This window comes from Brachyspira murdochii DSM 12563 (assembly GCF_000092845.1).
Taxonomy (GTDB): Bacteria; Spirochaetota; Brachyspiria; order Brachyspirales; family Brachyspiraceae; genus Brachyspira; species Brachyspira murdochii.
The window spans coordinates 2,086,100-2,103,825 of record NC_014150.1 but is presented as its reverse complement, the minus strand read 5'-3'; the positions used below and the strand labels follow the sequence as shown (position 1 = coordinate 2,103,825).

17 protein-coding genes are annotated in these 17,726 nt (G+C 31.7%); 2 read left to right on the top strand and 15 right to left on the bottom strand.

The window, feature by feature from the left end:
* Nucleotide 1: 1 nt before the first annotated feature.
* The 11 genes from rplV to rpsL all read right to left on the bottom strand — a co-directional run bounded on the left by rplV (nt 2) and on the right by rpsL (nt 7,923).
* Nucleotides 2-409: a 50S ribosomal protein L22 gene (rplV, locus tag BMUR_RS09245; RefSeq protein ID WP_013114305.1), complete on the bottom strand. Its 408-nt coding sequence runs from the start codon at nt 407-409 to the stop codon at nt 2-4.
* An 11-nt stretch (nt 410-420) separates the two neighbouring features.
* Nucleotides 421-690 carry a 30S ribosomal protein S19 gene (rpsS, locus tag BMUR_RS09240; RefSeq protein ID WP_008723378.1) on the bottom strand — a complete coding sequence of 90 codons (270 nt, stop codon included), beginning with the start codon at nt 688-690 and terminating at the stop codon, nt 421-423.
* On the bottom strand, nt 690-1,526 hold the full coding sequence (gene rplB, locus BMUR_RS09235) for a 50S ribosomal protein L2 (protein WP_013114304.1): 837 nt from the start codon (nt 1,524-1,526) through the stop codon (nt 690-692). The genes rpsS and rplB overlap by 1 nt, the downstream gene beginning before the upstream one ends.
* A 12-nt stretch (nt 1,527-1,538) precedes the next feature.
* Nucleotides 1,539-1,832: a 50S ribosomal protein L23 gene (gene rplW, locus BMUR_RS09230; RefSeq protein WP_187287622.1), complete on the bottom strand. Its 294-nt coding sequence runs from the start codon at nt 1,830-1,832 to the stop codon at nt 1,539-1,541.
* Between the two features lie 11 nt (nt 1,833-1,843).
* Nucleotides 1,844-2,491 (bottom strand): 50S ribosomal protein L4, encoded by a 648-nt coding sequence (gene rplD / locus BMUR_RS09225; RefSeq protein ID WP_012671620.1) that lies wholly within the window; start codon nt 2,489-2,491, stop codon nt 1,844-1,846.
* A 25-nt stretch (nt 2,492-2,516) separates the two neighbouring features.
* Entirely contained in the window at nt 2,517-3,170 is a 654-nt protein-coding gene (gene rplC, locus BMUR_RS09220) for a 50S ribosomal protein L3 (RefSeq protein WP_013114302.1), read from the bottom strand.
* 104 nt (nt 3,171-3,274) lie between these two features.
* Nucleotides 3,275-3,580, bottom strand: a complete 306-nt coding sequence (gene rpsJ / locus BMUR_RS09215; protein WP_008723370.1) for a 30S ribosomal protein S10 — start codon at nt 3,578-3,580, stop codon at nt 3,275-3,277.
* An 84-nt stretch (nt 3,581-3,664) separates the two neighbouring features.
* Entirely contained in the window at nt 3,665-4,891 is a 1,227-nt protein-coding gene (tuf, locus tag BMUR_RS09210; RefSeq protein ID WP_013114301.1) for an elongation factor Tu, read from the bottom strand.
* 70 nt (nt 4,892-4,961) lie between these two features.
* Nucleotides 4,962-7,043 carry an elongation factor G gene (fusA, locus tag BMUR_RS09205; RefSeq protein ID WP_013114300.1) on the bottom strand — a complete coding sequence of 694 codons (2,082 nt, stop codon included), beginning with the start codon at nt 7,041-7,043 and terminating at the stop codon, nt 4,962-4,964.
* A 20-nt stretch (nt 7,044-7,063) separates the two neighbouring features.
* On the bottom strand, nt 7,064-7,534 hold the full coding sequence (gene rpsG / locus BMUR_RS09200; protein WP_013114299.1) for a 30S ribosomal protein S7: 471 nt from the start codon (nt 7,532-7,534) through the stop codon (nt 7,064-7,066).
* A 14-nt stretch (nt 7,535-7,548) separates the two neighbouring features.
* Nucleotides 7,549-7,923: a 30S ribosomal protein S12 gene (rpsL, locus tag BMUR_RS09195; RefSeq protein ID WP_013114298.1), complete on the bottom strand. Its 375-nt coding sequence runs from the start codon at nt 7,921-7,923 to the stop codon at nt 7,549-7,551.
* 404 nt (nt 7,924-8,327) lie between these two features.
* Between rpsL and hisIE the strand changes: the two genes are divergently transcribed.
* Nucleotides 8,328-8,990 (top strand): bifunctional phosphoribosyl-AMP cyclohydrolase/phosphoribosyl-ATP diphosphatase HisIE, encoded by a 663-nt coding sequence (gene hisIE / locus BMUR_RS09190; RefSeq protein ID WP_013114297.1) that lies wholly within the window; start codon nt 8,328-8,330, stop codon nt 8,988-8,990.
* 159 nt (nt 8,991-9,149) lie between these two features.
* On the top strand, nt 9,150-10,280 hold the full coding sequence (locus tag BMUR_RS09185) for an ABC transporter ATP-binding protein (RefSeq protein ID WP_013114296.1): 1,131 nt from the start codon (nt 9,150-9,152) through the stop codon (nt 10,278-10,280).
* A 164-nt stretch (nt 10,281-10,444) separates the two neighbouring features.
* Here the strand turns inward: BMUR_RS09185 and BMUR_RS09180 are convergent, their stop codons facing one another.
* The 4 genes from BMUR_RS09180 to BMUR_RS09165 form a co-directional block, all read right to left on the bottom strand.
* Entirely contained in the window at nt 10,445-12,277 is a 1,833-nt protein-coding gene (locus BMUR_RS09180) for a methyl-accepting chemotaxis protein (RefSeq protein ID WP_013114295.1), read from the bottom strand.
* Nucleotides 12,278-12,517: 240 nt separating this feature from the next.
* Nucleotides 12,518-13,273, bottom strand: coding sequence for a hypothetical protein (locus BMUR_RS09175; RefSeq protein WP_013114294.1), 756 nt, complete (start codon nt 13,271-13,273; stop codon nt 12,518-12,520).
* 144 nt (nt 13,274-13,417) lie between these two features.
* Nucleotides 13,418-15,814: a sodium-translocating pyrophosphatase gene (locus BMUR_RS09170; RefSeq protein ID WP_013114293.1), complete on the bottom strand. Its 2,397-nt coding sequence runs from the start codon at nt 15,812-15,814 to the stop codon at nt 13,418-13,420.
* Nucleotides 15,815-16,165: 351 nt separating this feature from the next.
* Nucleotides 16,166-17,674, bottom strand: a complete 1,509-nt coding sequence (locus BMUR_RS09165) for an aryl-sulfate sulfotransferase (RefSeq protein WP_013114292.1) — start codon at nt 17,672-17,674, stop codon at nt 16,166-16,168.
* Nucleotides 17,675-17,726 lie beyond the last annotated feature (52 nt).

Genomic DNA, 17,726 nt, shown 5'->3' with positions numbered 1-17,726 from the left:
TTTATACCTCCGCTGCTTTAGGTGCTTCTTCTACTTTAGCACTTTTTACTTTTAATTTTTTCTTTTCAGGTTTTTTATCATCACTTAATATTATAGTAATATGTGAAAGTCTTTTTAATATTGGGTCAGCACTGCCTCTGCTTGCTGCACGTATTCTTTTTAGAGTAGGTGCTTTGTCAACATAAGCAGTTTTTACCCATAATGTATCTGGATTGATATTTCTTGATTGGAATATTGCATTAGCTATTCCGCTTTTAATAGCCTTTCTTAGAACTACTGATGACATCTGTGGCATTGCTGCAAGATTAGATATAGCATGATTAACATACTCACCTCTAACAAAAGGAAGTAATCTTGATACTTTCCTGCGGCCAATGCGTAAATAACGTACCTTTACTTTATAATCCATAGTCTAAATCCTTATTTCTTACCTACTTTAGCGGCACCTGCATGAGATATAAATTTTCTTGTTGGTGCAAATTCGCCTAATTTATGACCTATCATATTTTCTTGTATATAAACTGCTACAAATGTTTTACCATTATGTACATTTATAGTAAAGCCTATCATTTCTGGAATAATTGTTGAAGCACGGCTGTAAGTTTTTATTTGGTGCTTATTATCTCCAGCTTGTATTTTCTTAAAAAGATTCTTATCTACAAAAGGTCCTTTTTTAATAGAGCGAGACATTATTTTTTACCCCCTCTTCTTTTGATTATTAATCTATCAGAATACTTATGTTTCTTTCTAGTTTTGTAACCCTTAGTAGGTACACCTGTTGGAGAAACTGGGTGCGGATTACCTTGACCGCTTTTACCTTCACCACCACCGTGCGGGTGATCTACTGGGTTCATTACAACACCTCTTACTTTTGGTCTTCTGCCTTTATGTCTTGTAGTTCCAGCTTTACCATCTGTAGTATTGAAATGATCTAGGTTACCTATTTGTCCTATAGTAGCATAACAATTTTCTAGTATTCTTCTTTCTTCACCTGAGCGAAGTCTTATTACACAATAACCGCCTGATTTTGCTGTTATCTGAGCTCCGCCGCCTGCTGCTCTAACAAGCTGACCGCCTTTTCCAGGAGTTATTTCAATGTTATGTATTATAGTACCTAATGGAATTTTTTTCAATGGTAAAGTGCATCCAATTTTAACTTTTGCATTTTCACCGCTTACTACTCTATCGCCTACATTAAGTCCCAATGGCCATATTATGTATCTTTTTTCGCCATCTGTATAGTGTAGTAAAGCTATACGAGCAGTTCTGTTAGGATCATACTCTATAGAAACCACTTTAGCTTCTATGTCATGCTTATCTCTTCTAAAATCTACAAATCTAAATAGTTTTTTATGTCCGCCTCCGCGACGACGCATAGTTATACGACCATTTGAACCACGTCCGCTTATACGTTTTTTTCCGCATACTAATGATTTACAAGGCTCATTTGTTGTAATATCAGAAAAATCTACTACTGTACGATAGCGTAAACTTGGTGTTGTCGGTTTAAATTTCTTAATAGCCATCGGTGTCCCTCATTATTTTACTATATCTATTGATTCTTTGCCGTCAAGAACTATTATCGCTTTTTTATAGCTGCGTGTGTATCCGCGTCTGCTCATTCTGCGATTTTTCTTTTTTGGCTTAACATTTATTATCTTACAATCTAGCGGGTGTACATTGAATATTTTTTCAACCGCTTTCATTAGTTCTGTTTTATTAGCGTCCTGTCTTACTTTAAATACATAATAACGCTTTTCTGTTCCTCTAGGCTCAGTTCTAAGCATATTACTTTTTTCTGTAAGTATAGGCTCAATTAAAAGTGAATACATGCTCATATTTTTTAACCCTTAATTCTAGCATTTAATTTAGATAAAGCTGTTTTAGTAAAATATACCTCATCAGCATAAAATAAAGGATGTATAGACATACTGTCTGCATTTACAAGCTTTAAATCTTTAATGTTTCTTAATGATAATAATAATTTATTGTAATTATCACCTAAAGATTCATCTTTACCTACTACAAATGCCACTTTTCTTGTATTTGGTTCTTTAACCTTACTTATAAAACTAGCCATTCTTTTTGTTTTAGGAGCATCAAAAGTGAAGTCCTCAAAAACTTTAAGAACATTGCTTCCATATTTTAAAGATAAAACAGACAATAGAGCCTTACGCTTCATTTTCTTTGGCAATCTATAGCTATAATCGCGTGGTTTAGGTGTATGTGTTTTACCACCGCCTACCCAAATTGGCGAACGTGTAGAACCTGCTCTTGCTCTGCCAGTACCTTTTTGTCTCCAAGGTTTTTTACCGCCTCCTGAAACTTCTGCTCTGGTTTTAGTAGAGTGCGTTCCCTGACGTCTGTTAGCTAATTCATTTTTGATTGCTTCGTAAAGTAGATTATTGTTAACTTCTGATTTAAATATCTCATCAACAATCTCTAAATTGCCTACGCTATCTCCATTTTCATTTAGTATTACTACTTCCATTTTATCATCCTGTTATTACTCTAAATTAATTCATTGAGTTCTTTTTCTTGTTGCGTTTTTTAGCTGCTGATGTTAATTTCACTATACTATTAACTGCACCAGGTATAGCACCTTTAATCATAATCAAATTATCATCTGGTCTTATTTCAACTACTTTCAAGTTTTGTATAGTAGTTAAAGCATTACCCATATGTCCCGGCATACCTTTACCTTTCCATACTCTTGCAGGGTAGCTGTTACAACCTATAGAACCAGCTCTTCTTCTGAAGTTAGAACCATGGCTCATAGGACCACCATCGTAATTATGTCTTTTCATTACGCCTGCAAAACCGCGGCCTTTACTCAAAGAACTAACATCTATAAAATCGCCTGCTTGAAATACATCTGCTTTAAGTTCCTGACCTACTGTATATGAACTAGTATTGTCCATTCTGAACTCTTTTAGATATTTCTTAGGCTCTAAATTTGCTTTTTTAAATTGACCTATTTGTGGCTTTTTCAAATGCTTTTCTTTTACGGCACCATAACCTAATTGAATTGCACTGTAGCCATCTTTCTCATTATCTCTTATCTGCATAACTGTGCATGGACCAGCTTCTACTACTGTTACTGCTATTGCGTTGCCAGTTTCATCAAAAACTGTTGTCATGCCCAATTTTTTGCCAATTATTCCTACCATCGGCGAATCCTCTATAATGATTTTACTTACTACTTTTCTATTGTTTCAAACTATTACAGATAAAACGTAGTAAAGAGCTTTATCTTTAATATTTAATTAAACGCTTATTTAAGCTGAACATCAACCCCAGCTGGAAGCGCTAATTTTTTAAGAGATTCTGTTGTTTGAGGAGTTACATCAAAGATATCTATTAATCTCTTATATATACGCATCTCAAATTGTTCTCTTGATTTAATATTTACATGCGGACTTCTTATTACAGTTACCTTACGTATGCTTGTAGGCAATGGTATAGGTCCTGATACTCTAGCACCTGTTTTCTTTACACTAGCTACTATCGACTGAGCTGATTGATCAATAAGCTCAATATCAAAGGCTTTTAGTTTAACTCGTATTTTCTGTTCTTTCATAGCTTGAATTACTCGCTTTCTCTTAATTTATTAAAGGGTATATCTTTAATAAAAAAGGTATACCCTTTTATTTCTCTACTTTAATTATTCTAATATTTTTGTTACAACACCATTACCTACTGTTTTACCACCTTCACGTATAGCGAATCTTTGTTTTTCTTCCATAGCGATTGGTGTGATAAGTTCAATAGTTAAGTTAGCATTATCACCTGGCATAATCATTTGTGAACCTTCTTGTAAGTTGATTACACCTGTTACGTCTGTTGTTCTGAAGTACATTTGTGGTCTGTAACCGCTTACGAAACCGCTGTGTCTTCCGCCTTCTTCTTTTTTCAAGATATAAACTTCTGCTTCGAATTTTTTATGAGGTGTGATAGTACCTGGTTTAGCTAATACCTGTCCTCTTTCTACTGCTTTACGTTCAATACCTCTTAAAAGACATCCAACGTTATAACCAGCTATACCTTCTACTTCTTTTTTGAACATTTCTACGCCAGTACAAGTTGTTTTTTGAGTAGGTCTGATACCAACGATTTCAACTTCATCACCTTTTTTGATTTTACCTCTTTCAATTCTTCCAGTAACAACTGTACCTCTTCCAGGAATTGAGTATACGTCTTCGATTGACATTAAGAAGTCTTTATCTACTTCACGTACTGGATCTGGAATATATGTATCTAAAGCATTCAAAAGATCTAATATACATTTACAATCTGGATCTGTTCTAGGATCTTTACCTGCTTCAATTGCTTGAATAGCTTTAATAGCAGAACCTTTAATGATAGGAGTTTTATCGCCGTCAAAACCATAGTGATTTAATACGTCTTTTACTTCTTCTACTGTGATGTCTGCCATTTCTGGGTCATCTAATTTATCACATTTGTTTAAGAATACTACGATGTAATTTACACCTACTTGTCTTGAAAGAAGTACGTGTTCTTTTGTTTGAGGCATTACACCGTCTTCTGCTGATACTACCAATATAGCACCGTCCATCTGAGCAGCACCAGTAATCATGTTTTTAATGTAGTCAGCGTGACCTGGACAGTCTACGTGAGCATAGTGTCTGTTGTCTGATTCATATTCAACGTGTGATGTTGCGATTGTCAATATTTTTGTTGGGTCTCTTCTACCTTGACTTTCAGAAGCCTTTGCTACTGAGTCATAAGCAACTTTCGCTACTGTTGCTGGGAACATAGCAGATGATACTGCTGTTATTGCTGATGTTAATGTTGTTTTACCATGGTCTACGTGTCCGATAGTACCAACGTTTACGTGTGTCTTTTTACCTTCGTAAGTTCCTTTAGCCATTTTAATCCTCCAATTATTTATCCTTTAGGAAATTTAATTTTTATATCTAACTTGTAACTTTTTTAGTTACTTATTTGTTATTACCCATTCTAGCACCGATTATCTCTTCAGCTACATTTTTAGGTACTTCCTCATAGTGTGAGAACTGCATTGTGTAGCTTGCTCTTCCCTGAGATACGTTTCTTATACTTGTTGTATAACCAAACATCTCTGCAAGAGGTACTGTAGCATTGATTGATTTATAACCTGATTTATCTGTAAATCCGTGAACCTGACCTCTTCTTGAAGCTAAGTCCCCTATTATATCACCCATATAATCTTCTGGAGTTACAACCTCTACTGTCATCATAGGCTCTAACAAATAAGGATCTGCCTTTTTACAGCCTTCTTTAAATCCCATTGAAGCAGCAATTTTAAATGCCATTTCTGATGAGTCTACTGGGTGGAATGAACCGTCATAAGCTGATACTACAACATCAAGCATAGGATAGTTAGCAAGAACTCCTGTATTCATTGACTCTACACAGCCTTTTTCTACTGCAGGTATATATTCTCTTGGAACTGCTCCTCCAACGATTTCATTATTAAATTTAAATCCCGCATTAGGTTCATTAGGACCAATTCTAAGCCATACATCTCCGTACTGACCTTTACCGCCAGACTGACGCACAAATTTTCCTTGAACCTCAACTGTTTTCTTAATACCTTCTCTGTAAGATACCTGAGGACGTCCTACATTTGCCTCAACTTTATATTCTCTTTTCATTCTATCACAGATAATTTCCAAGTGAAGCTCACCCATACCTGCGATAATTGTTTGTCCTGTTTCTTCATCAAAACTAACTCTGAATGTTGGGTCTTCTTCAGCAAGTCTTGATAAAGCTATAGACATTTTATCTCTGTCACCTTTTGTTTTAGGCTCTATAGCAACGTTAATTACTGGTTCTGGGAAATTGATTGCTTCTAGTATTATAGGAGCATTTTCCGGACATAAAGTATCACCTGTTGTTGTTTCTTTAAGTCCTACTGCTGCAGCTATATCACCAGCATATACTGTATCAATCTCTTCTCTTTTATTAGCATGCATCTGAAGTATTCTTCCGATACGCTCTCTTTTACCTTTTGTTGCATTAAACACATAAGAACCAGCTTCCAATATACCAGAATAAACTCTGAAGAAAGCTATTTTTCCTACGTGAGGGTCTGTCATTATTTTAAATGCTAATGCACTGAATTTCTCATCATCTGATATTTTTCTTTTTACCACATTTCCGTCTAAGTCAGTACCTTCTATCTCTGATCTGTCTACTGGAGAAGGTAAGTAATCAACTATTCCATTAATTAATACCTGAATACCTTTATTTTTGAATGCAGTACCGCAGAACATTGGAAAGAAGTCTGCAGTTAATGTTGCTGTTCTTATAAGTCTTTTTATAGTAGGAACATCTATTTCCTCTCCTTCAAAAAACTTATTCATAGCATCATCATCGTATTCAACAATTGCTTCTAATAATGAGTTTCTATATTCTTCTGCTTTTTCTTTTAATTCAGCCCTGATTTCTCTCTCTTCCATTTTCATGCCGTCTTCAGAAACCCAAATTATCTCTTTCATATTTACTAAGTCAATAACACCCTCAAAATTGCTTTCTGCACCTATAGGTATAACAACTGGGTGACTATTAGCTTTTAATCTCTCTCTTGTCTGATCCAAAACAGCATAGAAATTAGCACCTATTCTATCCATTTTATTAACAAATATAGCTCTAGGAATTTTATAATTACTAGCCTGTCTCCATACTGTTTCACTCTGAGGCTGAACACCGCCTACAGAACAAAAAACACCAACTGCACTATCCAATACTCTTAAAGATCTTTCAACCTCTACAGTAAAGTCAACGTGCCCCGGTGTATCTATCAAATTAATTCTATTACCATTCCAAAAACAAGTGGTTGCAGCCGAAGTAATAGTAATACCCCTCTCTCTTTCCTGTTCCATCCAGTCCATTTCTGCTGCACCTTCATGTACTTCACCTATTTTATGTGTCTTACCAGTAAAATAAAGAATACGCTCACTCAAAGTAGTCTTACCAGCATCAATGTGAGCCATAATACCAATATTACGTGTGTTTTCTAATGAAATTTGACGTGCCACTTAAACCCTCTCCTTAAAAACTACCATCTAAAGTGTGCGAACGCTTTGTTACCTTCAGCCATTCTATGAACCGTATCTCTCTTAGCAACTGCCTGACCTTTTCCGTCTATAGCATCTACTATTTCATTTGACAAACGCTCTACCATGCTTTTTCCGCCTCTTTTTCTTGAAGCATCTATAAGCCAAGTAAAAGCTAAAGAATTCTGTCTGTCCGGTCTTACATCAACAGGCACCTGATATGTAGAACCTCCAACTCTTCTTGATTTTACTTCCACAAGAGGCTTAATATTATTTATAGCTTCATTAAAAGCTTCTAAACCATCTTTTCCTGTTTTCTGCTTAACTAAATCCATAGCTTTATAAAATATATTTTCAGCTTTACTTTTTTTACCGTCATACATTAATTTATTAATAAACTTACTGATAACAATACTGCCGTAAACAGGATCAGCATCTATCTTTCTAGTTTGTGCTCTTCTTCTTCTAGCCATATTAATTTACTCCATTAAGCCTTTGGTTTCTTAGTACCGTATTTACTTCTAGCTTTCATTCTTTTTTCAACACCAGTAGCTTCACGGCTTCCGCGAACTATGTGATAACGGCAGCCAGGCAAGTCTTTTACACGACCGCCTCTTATAAGCACACGGTTATGCTCCTGAAGCGTATGGTCTATACCAGGTATATAAGCTGTTACTTCCATACCATTTGTTACTCTTACACGGGCAATTTTACGCATAGCTGAGTTAGGTTTTTTTGGTGTAGTTGTTGTTACACGAGTACACACACCTTCTCTTTGCGGACATTTCATTAACGCAGGCGATTTTGTTTTATTTATCATACGCTTGCGACCTTTTCTTACTAATTGATTAATTGTAGGCATAAAATACAAAACCTCTAATTTTTTATTTTTTCTAATTTTATAAGCCAATCCAACCGAATTGACAGCATCTGCTTTTTTAATTTTAAATTAAAACTTCAAACGAAACAGTATTCACAAACTGAGCAATTATAGTATTAAACCTAATTAATAAAGTGAGAAAACATACTATACGCTTTAATCGCTTTTATGAAAGTGTTAGCATTATAAAGCAGCTATACAAAAAAATCAATAGTCTTTAGTACTTTTTTTATATTTTTTTATTAAAAACTTTACATATATATTAACGATATTATTATCTATAATAGCTTATTTTTTTTAAAATATTACACTAATAATATTGCAAAAAATTAATAATTATAGCATAATTACTGCTAATAATATTTGCAGAATTTAGGATTTAATTTATGAATAATATATCTCAGGAAAAAATAGAAGAATTAAAATTTGATGATAAAGGTTTAATACCCGCAATAGTTATTGACTATTACACAAAAGAAGTTCTAACTCTAGCATACATGAATAAAGAAAGTCTGCAAATAAGTATAAATGAAGGTAAAACTTGTTTCTACAGCAGAAGCAGACAGGAACTTTGGAGAAAAGGAGAAACTTCAAAAAATTATCAGCATATACAAGCTATAAAAAGCGACTGTGATAATGATGCTTTAGTTGTAGAAGTAATTAAAGATGGTCCTGCCTGCCACACTGGAAGTGAATCATGCTTTTTTAATGATATATTCTCAAAAGAAGATTATAAAAATTTTTCTATAGATAAATTATACAACCTTATAAAGGAAAGAAAAATTAATCAGACAGAAGGCTCATATACCACATACCTATTTAACAGCGGTATTGATAAAATCTTAAAAAAAGTTGGAGAAGAATGCACTGAGGTTATAATAGGTGCTAAAAATGATTCAAATAAAGAAACAATATATGAAATAGCTGATTTATTATACCATACACTAGTACTTATGGTTGAAAAAAATATCACTATTAATGATATAAAAAATGAACTTGCAAGCAGAGCTGTAATAGACAAAAAAGAAAAACAAAAAAGCATGAAATAATTGAAGTAATATAAATCTATTATTTATTTTAATATACACTTTTATCTTTAATAATTTAATAATATCATTGACAAAAAAATATATAGAAATAAAATAATAATAACTTATTAAATAGATTTAAAAATATTAAAGCATTATATATTTAATCAAGAGACTGGTATGAGCGTATCTATATCTATTCAAAACGTATTAAAAAAATATGATAAAACAGTAGTAATACCAAATCTATCATTAGAAATAAAAAATGGGGAATTCTTTACTCTTCTTGGACCTTCAGGCTGCGGAAAAACTACACTGTTAAGAATGATAGCTGGATTTAATACCATAGAAAACGGAACAATAAAGTTTGATAATGAAATAATTAATGATATACCAGCATATAAAAGAAATATAGGTATGGTATTTCAAAACTATGCAATATTTCCTCATATGACTGTAAGAGAAAATGTAGAATACGGATTAAAATTAAGAAAAGAATCTAAACAGTCTATAAAAAATAAAGTTGATGATATATTAAATATAGTAAAAATTGAAGAATATCAAAACAGACTTCCAGAACATTTATCAGGAGGTCAGCAGCAGAGAGTGGCACTTGCAAGAGCAATTATAATATCGCCTAATGTGCTTCTTATGGACGAACCATTATCAAATTTAGATGCAAAATTAAGAATAGAAATGCGTGATGTAATAAGAGAAATACAAAAACGTATAGGAATAACAACCATTTATGTAACTCATGATCAGGAAGAAGCATTAGCAATATCAGATACAATAGCTGTGATGAATAAAGGTATTATACAGCAAATAGGAAAACCTATAGATATATATTCAAGACCAGTTAATACTTTTATATCGGCATTTATAGGACATTCAAATTTATTTAATGCCAAAATATCAAAAGAAAACTCAAAAACATTTATTTGCTTTACAAACGGTTATAAATTTGAAATTAATAATATAATTGATAATGTTCATGACAATGACAAAATAATAGTTTCTATAAGACCTGAAGAGTTTTATATATCTGATGAAAAAGATAATGCTATAAAAACTAAAATATTATCAAAAACATTTTTAGGAAAATACACAAATTACTCATTATACTTTGAAAAAGATGAAATATTAGAAAATCAGTCATCAATAGAATATTCTCAAAGCTCTTCATTAGATGAAAAAGTTTATGATATAGGAGAAACTCTGTATTTAAAACCAAATCTAAAAAAAATAAATATATTTGATATTAACGGCATAAGTATTATGAAGCATAATAAATATAATTACTTCAATTGACTTGATATATAACTAAAAATTTACAAACTATAATTATTTAAGTATATAACAATTTTATTTTGTAACCTGATACACATTAATGGCTTTTGCAAAGTTTTTACCTACTTCGATGGGTAAAAGCCCTGCAATATTTAAAAAACTATATTTGTTTAGCTATATATTCTCTAATTATTAGAAATCTTAAAAAACTCTATACTGCTTTCTAAAAATCTAGCTTTTTCAACCAAACTTTTTGATATCTCACTTGAGTTTTCAGCCAAAGCAGCATTCTGAGTAGTGGCAGTTTCCATATTATTAACTTCGGTACTTATTTGATTAGTTCCAGACTGCTGTTCTAGGGCATTTGAAGTAATATCTTCCATTAGTTTTGAAGTTTCTAATACTTTGCTTTGAAGTTTTGCAAATATATCCTGCGACTGTTTAGCGGTATTAGTTGCTATATCTATTTTACTTGATGTATTATCAACCAATGCTGTGATATCTTTTACAGAAGCCTGAGTAGTTTGAGCAAGATTTCTTACCTCAGAAGCAACAACAGCAAAACCTTTACCATGATCTCCAGCACGTGCCGCCTCTACAGAAGCATTAAGTGCAAGTATATTAGTTTGAAAAGCAATATCTTCAATAATCTTTGTAATATCTTTTATTTTCTCACTTGACTGATAAACCTCTTCTATATTTGAAGCAGTTTGAGATATAATGTTTGCAGCATCTTCAATGAATGTAATAGACTCTGACATCATATCCTTACCATGTATAGAGTTCTCAGCTGAAATCTTTATATTAGAAACCATCTCCTCAATACTAGCTGCTGTTTCTTCCAAACTAGATGACTGACTGTCCGTTCTTGCTGATAATTCGCTGCTGCTTTCCATCATATTTTCTGCTGCTTCCATTATCTCTTTTGAGGCATTATTAACATTATAAACAACCTCTGCCAACCTGCTGCTCATAATATCAAAAACCCTCTCTAATTCTCCAAACTCATCTTTAGCATATGTACTTTTAGTATTTATACTAATATTTCCCTCTGATATGCTAGTGGCATGACTCATTAATACTTTTAGAGGGTGTGTAACTCTTTTAATATAAATAAAAGCAAATATATTTATAAAAATAATAGATAAAATACATATAATAATAGATATTTTTATAGAATCATTATTATCTTTATATATAATATTATCGTCCATAGCCATAATTAAATACCAAGATAAATTTTGAAGTCTGCTGTAAACTGCTGTTCTAGGATCATGACTTACGGAAGATATATAATTCATAACACCTGATGATAAACCGCTATTTATAATTTCTCCATAAGCTTCATTTGCTTTCGTATTAATTTCGTTTTTGGTGTCAAGTAAAACAGTCTCTTCATCATCAATGGCAAATATTCTAGTTCTTTCAGGTAATTTCAAATCCTGAAGTTTTACAGAAAGCTCCTCCCAATCTAATATCATATATATATTTCCTATATATTCCCCATTATAATTAACACCAGAAATAGCTGCAAGCGACCATTTGTTATCAGCACTTGATCTTTGTATACCATCATCAAAAGAGGCTTTATTATTATTGTTTTTTAATATATTTAAAATATTAGGTCTTACTGTTGTTATATTTTCACCTATTTTTACATTATTAACATTATCTAAAATTATACCATTAGTATCTGTAATACCTATGTCAAGCACATATTCATTAATACCTTCAAACTCTGTAAGTGTACTTCGAATATCTATATTTCTATCTAATAGGTAATTTCTTACTATAGGAGATACCGAATAAGTTTCTATTAAATTCCTGCTATCATCAAGCCAAACATCAAGCATATCTTTATAGCCATTAACTGTATTATTAAAACCATTCAATGTGGCATTTTTAATTGTAATATGAGATCTGTATGATAATATGACAACTATTAAAACTAAAAATATAGTACTTAAAATACTAATTGCTATAGGCATTTTCACTCTTATAGAATGAATTTTTTTCATAGATTTTCCTTTCCAATATCTAATTTTTATAAAAAATTAATAATAATTATTAATAGAATTAAAAAATAGTTGAAATAATATTCTAAATAGAAATGAATACTTTTTGATTATTTCAGAAGTATATTATAAATTATAATCATATAAAGTCAAATAAAAACATATTTTTTTTACTTTTATAGCGTATAAAGTAAATTTTTTTTAATAATTTCATATAAAAACTAAAATAAGAGTGTGAATATATCAATTATATCTGCCCAAAGATATACCCAAAACTAATCCTATAGAAAGAGAAGAAAAATTATATTTATTATATATATTGTTGCCTAAATTGCTATTAACAACATCAGTTTTGTACTGCATACCAAAATTATACATCATATAGCCTCCAAGAGTAACGGCAAAATTAGGAACTAAATATATAAATCCTTCAACAGTAAGTTTTATGTAAGGCATTATAGGAGCTTTAAAAAGATTTCTCATATCATTAACATTCCAATTATCTAAATCATTAGGTGCTGACATAACCCCGCCATATTTACTTGAAGAAACAACAGCATATAAAGGAGCTATTATTCCTGTACCAAATCCTATAGACATTTTACTGAAATTTAATTTAACAGCTGCTCCAACCATTATAGAATAGAATGCCATAAGTTCCATATATTTATTATTATTCTCTTTATAATCAGACATCAAAGCATTAATACTAAAACCAATATCTCCAAATAAACTCACACCTTTAATAATGCTTGTATAATCATCTTCAAATAATTTAAAATAATTTCCTATTTGTAAAAACAAAGTTCCTTCAAAACATAAAGTACCATCAACACTGTCATAAATAGTGTTCTTATAATTATCATTTACTTTTATAGAATTAAACGGAAAAACAATTCCATAATGTCCTTGAAAATTTATCTCTAAACTAGCAAAAGCAGTATATGTAATAGTTATAATTAAAATGTTTACAAATAAAAAATATTTTATAAACTTCATAATAAATCCAAAGTAGCAACATTTAAAATAACAAAATAAAATGGATATTGTAAATTACTTCAAACACAATAATAATTAAAACAAAAAAAGCTGCCCAACTAATTAAAGTCAGACAGCTTATATATTTAATATTAAATAAAGTTATTATTTAATAATTTGATCAGCTATACCTAATAGAGCCTGAATTTTTGGTGAGAAAGCTACTATTGCACCAGCAAATACAACACTTATCAAGCTCATTAATTTGATAAGAATGTTGATTGAAGGTCCGGAAGTATCTTTGAATGGGTCACCAACGGTATCACCTATAACAGCAGCAGCATGGTTAGGGTTAGTAATTTTTTCTCCAGTTTTTGGATCTATGATTTTTTTACCGCCCAAATTACCAGCTTCAATGTATTTTTTAGCATTATCCCAAGCACCGCCAGCATTAGACATCATAACAGCCATAGCAAATCCGGCAGTCAAACCGCCTACCAACATACCTATAACAGCAGGTACTCCGAATAAGAAACCAACTACAACAGGTACTATTATAGCAAGTACAGAAGGAACAATCATCTCTTTTTGAGCTGATTTAGTACAGATTTGAACAGCTTTTTCATAATCAGCTTTTACACCTTTTTCACCAGCAAGTAAGCCTTTAATTTCTCTAAACTGTCTTCTAACTTCTTCTACAACGCCTGCAGCAGCACGTCCAACAGCTTTCATAGTTAAAGCACAGAAGAAGAATACTAACATAGCACCAATAAATATACCTATTAATACTTTAGGGTTCATCAAGTGAATATTGAAAGCATTCATAAACTCATTCATACCCAAACTATAAACAACTTTGTCATATAATTCCTTAGCACTGTTAGCAGTATATTGAACAGTACCTATATCTATAGAAGTAAGATTTCCAGAATTAATCATTCTTCCCAAAGAAGTTTTAATTTCCTCAATATAAGCAGCAATCAAAGCCATAGCAGTTAAAGCAGCAGAACATATAGCAAAACCTTTACCAGTAGCAGCAGTAGTGTTGCCTAAAGAGTCTAAAGCATCAGTTCTTTCTCTAACACTTTCTGGAAGACCAGACATTTCAGCATTACCGCCTGCATTGTCAGCTATAGGACCATAAGCATCAGTAGCTAATGTGATACCTAAAGTAGATAACATACCAACAGAAGCCAAAGCAATACCATATAAACCTTGAGAGAAAGAAGAAGCTTCAGCACCGAAACCGCCAGCAAAACCAAATGCCAACATTATAGAGATAACAACTGTAACAACAGGTATCAAAGTAGACTGCATACCTACAGCAAGTCCGCCTATAATAACAGTAGCAGGACCAGTTTTAGATTGTTCAGCTACCCATTGAGTAGGTTTGTATTCAGCAGCTGTATAGTATTCTGTGAAGAAACCAACTACATTACCAGCTATAAGCCCTACAATGATAGAAACAAATAATCCCAAATTGTTTGGAAGAAGTGCTTTTACAAGTAGGAAAGAAACAACTATAATAATAGCACTGCTTACATAAACACCAACTCTTAAAGATTTTAATAATTCTCCCATAGTAGCACCTTCTTTAGTTTTAACGAAGAATACACCTATAATAGAAGAAAGAGTACCAATAGCAGCAAGTATCATAGGGAGCGATACAGCAAATATTGGGCTTACATCAGGATTAATATATCCGAAAGCAGCAGAACCCAAACTCATAGCAGCAAGTATAGAACCTGCATAAGATTCATAAAGGTCGGCACCCATACCAGCAACGTCACCTACGTTATCGCCTACGTTGTCAGCTATAACAGCAGGGTTTCTAGGGTCATCTTCAGGTATTCCAGCTTCTACTTTACCAACTAAGTCAGCACCAACGTCAGCAGCTTTAGTAAATATACCGCCTCCGACACGTGCAAACAATGCTTGGAAAGAAGCACCTACACCAAAGCTAAGCATTGTAGTAGTTACAAAGTGCATTTTAGCAGCAGTGTATTCAGCAGTACCTTTAGTTATTCCAGTAGCAGCCAAATTAAGGAAGTCTGTACCGAAAAGACTATTATCAAGCCATAAATTTAACACTATAAACCATAAAGAGATGTCAAACAAAGCAAGACCTACAACAGTAAGTCCCATAACAGCACCTGAACGGAAAGCTATTGTTAAACCTTCGTTTAATGATTTGCTTGCTGCATTAGCAGTTCTAGCAGATGCATAAGTAGCAGTTTTCATACCCAAGAAACCAGAAAGAGTTGAGAAGAAACCGCCTGTTAAAAAACCTATAGGAATGAAAGGGTTTTGCACTTTTAATGCATAAGAAAGAACAGCAAAAATAATGAAAGCTCCTGCAAAAAAGAAAGCTATAACTTTATACTGTTGTTTAAGATAAGCTATAGCACCGGAGCGTACATGCGAAGCTATTTCTTTCATAGTTTCATTACCTTCGTCCTGTTTACGCATCCATTTATAAAAATAGAATGCGAAAGCCAATGTGAGTATTGCCGCTGATATTGTAAAGAAGCGGGCATTTTCAGCTAATATTTCATAATTCATACACATACCCTATTTTTTAAATTTTGGTGAAAATTTTACAGTTTTGGATTATAACACAAATTACATAAATTGTCAATTATTTTTTACAGTATTTTTAATACATACCGTACCTATATTGAACTTTTTTAAAAATAATATATTTTAAGTGTAAAATACCAAATTTAAAAAATTACATTATTTTATTGAAAAAAATAAACTGCTATTATAATGTAAACTTAAACACTAAAGAAACTAATTAAAAAATGGAATATTCATTACAAAAATTTAATCGTACAATAATATTAAAAATGAAATAAAAAGGCTCAACTACATTACTGTAATCAAGACTTTATTTCATTTGTTAGATTAGAATTAATTAGGATTTTTCAAGTTGCAGTCTTCTGAATAAACCCTTCCTTCATCATAATACAAAGGTAATTTATCTACTCTATATGTCTCAAATGGTAAATCCAATCTAAATAATACACTCTTAGTATTCTTTTCTGCTTCAACAATCCTAGCAGTTTGCCATGAATATGTTAATAATAAATTTTGATAATTTTCTCCTATAAAATCAACATCTGACATAATTTGTGAATATAAAGAACTATCTCTATACTCATAAACTTTTTGAGCTGTATAATTACCATGAGTACCTGTTATTGTATACTCAACATATCTTGAACCATTAGGGTTAATAGCTTGATTTCCTTGATTATCAAACATACCTAAATTACCATTAGCAAACAAAAATAAAGCATGCTGATTTTTTGGTCCGTCATCTTTTCCTGCACCTTTTACTCTATAGGGACCTAAAGAAGCTAATTTATTTAAATGAGTATCATTTACAATACCTGAAGATAATGCATCATCAGCCATCCACCAAATTAATTTCCATTCACTATAATCTATAGCAAATACTCCTCTAGTTCTTGAAGAAACATATAATGTATCAGTACTAGAATCATAAACTATGGAATTGGCATGGAACCAATCTACAGCTTGTTTCTGTCCACTGCTATCTACATAAATATTATTTACATCTTCTCCAAATACTATTTGTTTGAATATTGCTTCATCTTCTTTATAAGTATTTAAATCTAAAGTATTTTGTATTAATTTTCCAAAACTTAATTCTCTTAACTTTTTACCAGAACTATCTATTTCTACTAATCTATCCTCTGATCCCCAAGTTGAATATGATAAATAAAGATAATTGTTATTAACCTTTATAACATCATGATGAACTTGAGTTGGATAATTTATTAATATGTTTCCTAATAAATCAGTATTTTTATAATCATACATAGGATATAATACAATTTTTTTATTTTCAATTACCAACTTTGATCCTCTTAAACCACTCTGTAAATATCTTGTATAACCATTCTTTGATATTGCTATATGAAATGGGAAAGTAGCATTTATAATAAAATAGAGTTCAGGATTATTAGTATATTTTTCTTCAGAAAGTTCATTAATTTCCACATTGTACTGTTTTTGTATAGTTGTATTATCACTTGTAGATAAACTTCCAATATTAATATTTTTAGTTATAATCCTTCCGCCATCATTTACTTCAATAGTATTTTGCGACTCTGGAAACATACCATGTATTTCAAATTCAGTACCATAACCTGCTGGATAAGTGTGTATTATGTCTGGCTCTCCATATAAACCTTTAACTGTTACTGTTATAGGGGCAGCATTTACAGTTTCTGTTGTATAAACTGCCGATAATGGTGTAACCCCAAGCGGATTAACTGTTATTTCACCAACTTTACCAATAGAACTAGTTAATGAAGAGTTTAACTTATTATGATTACAGGATAGAGATAAAATGCTTGTAATCAATAAAATAATAGATAATAGTTTTTTCATAATTCATTCTCCTACAATATTTATATTAATTATTTTTCATATAAGATATTAA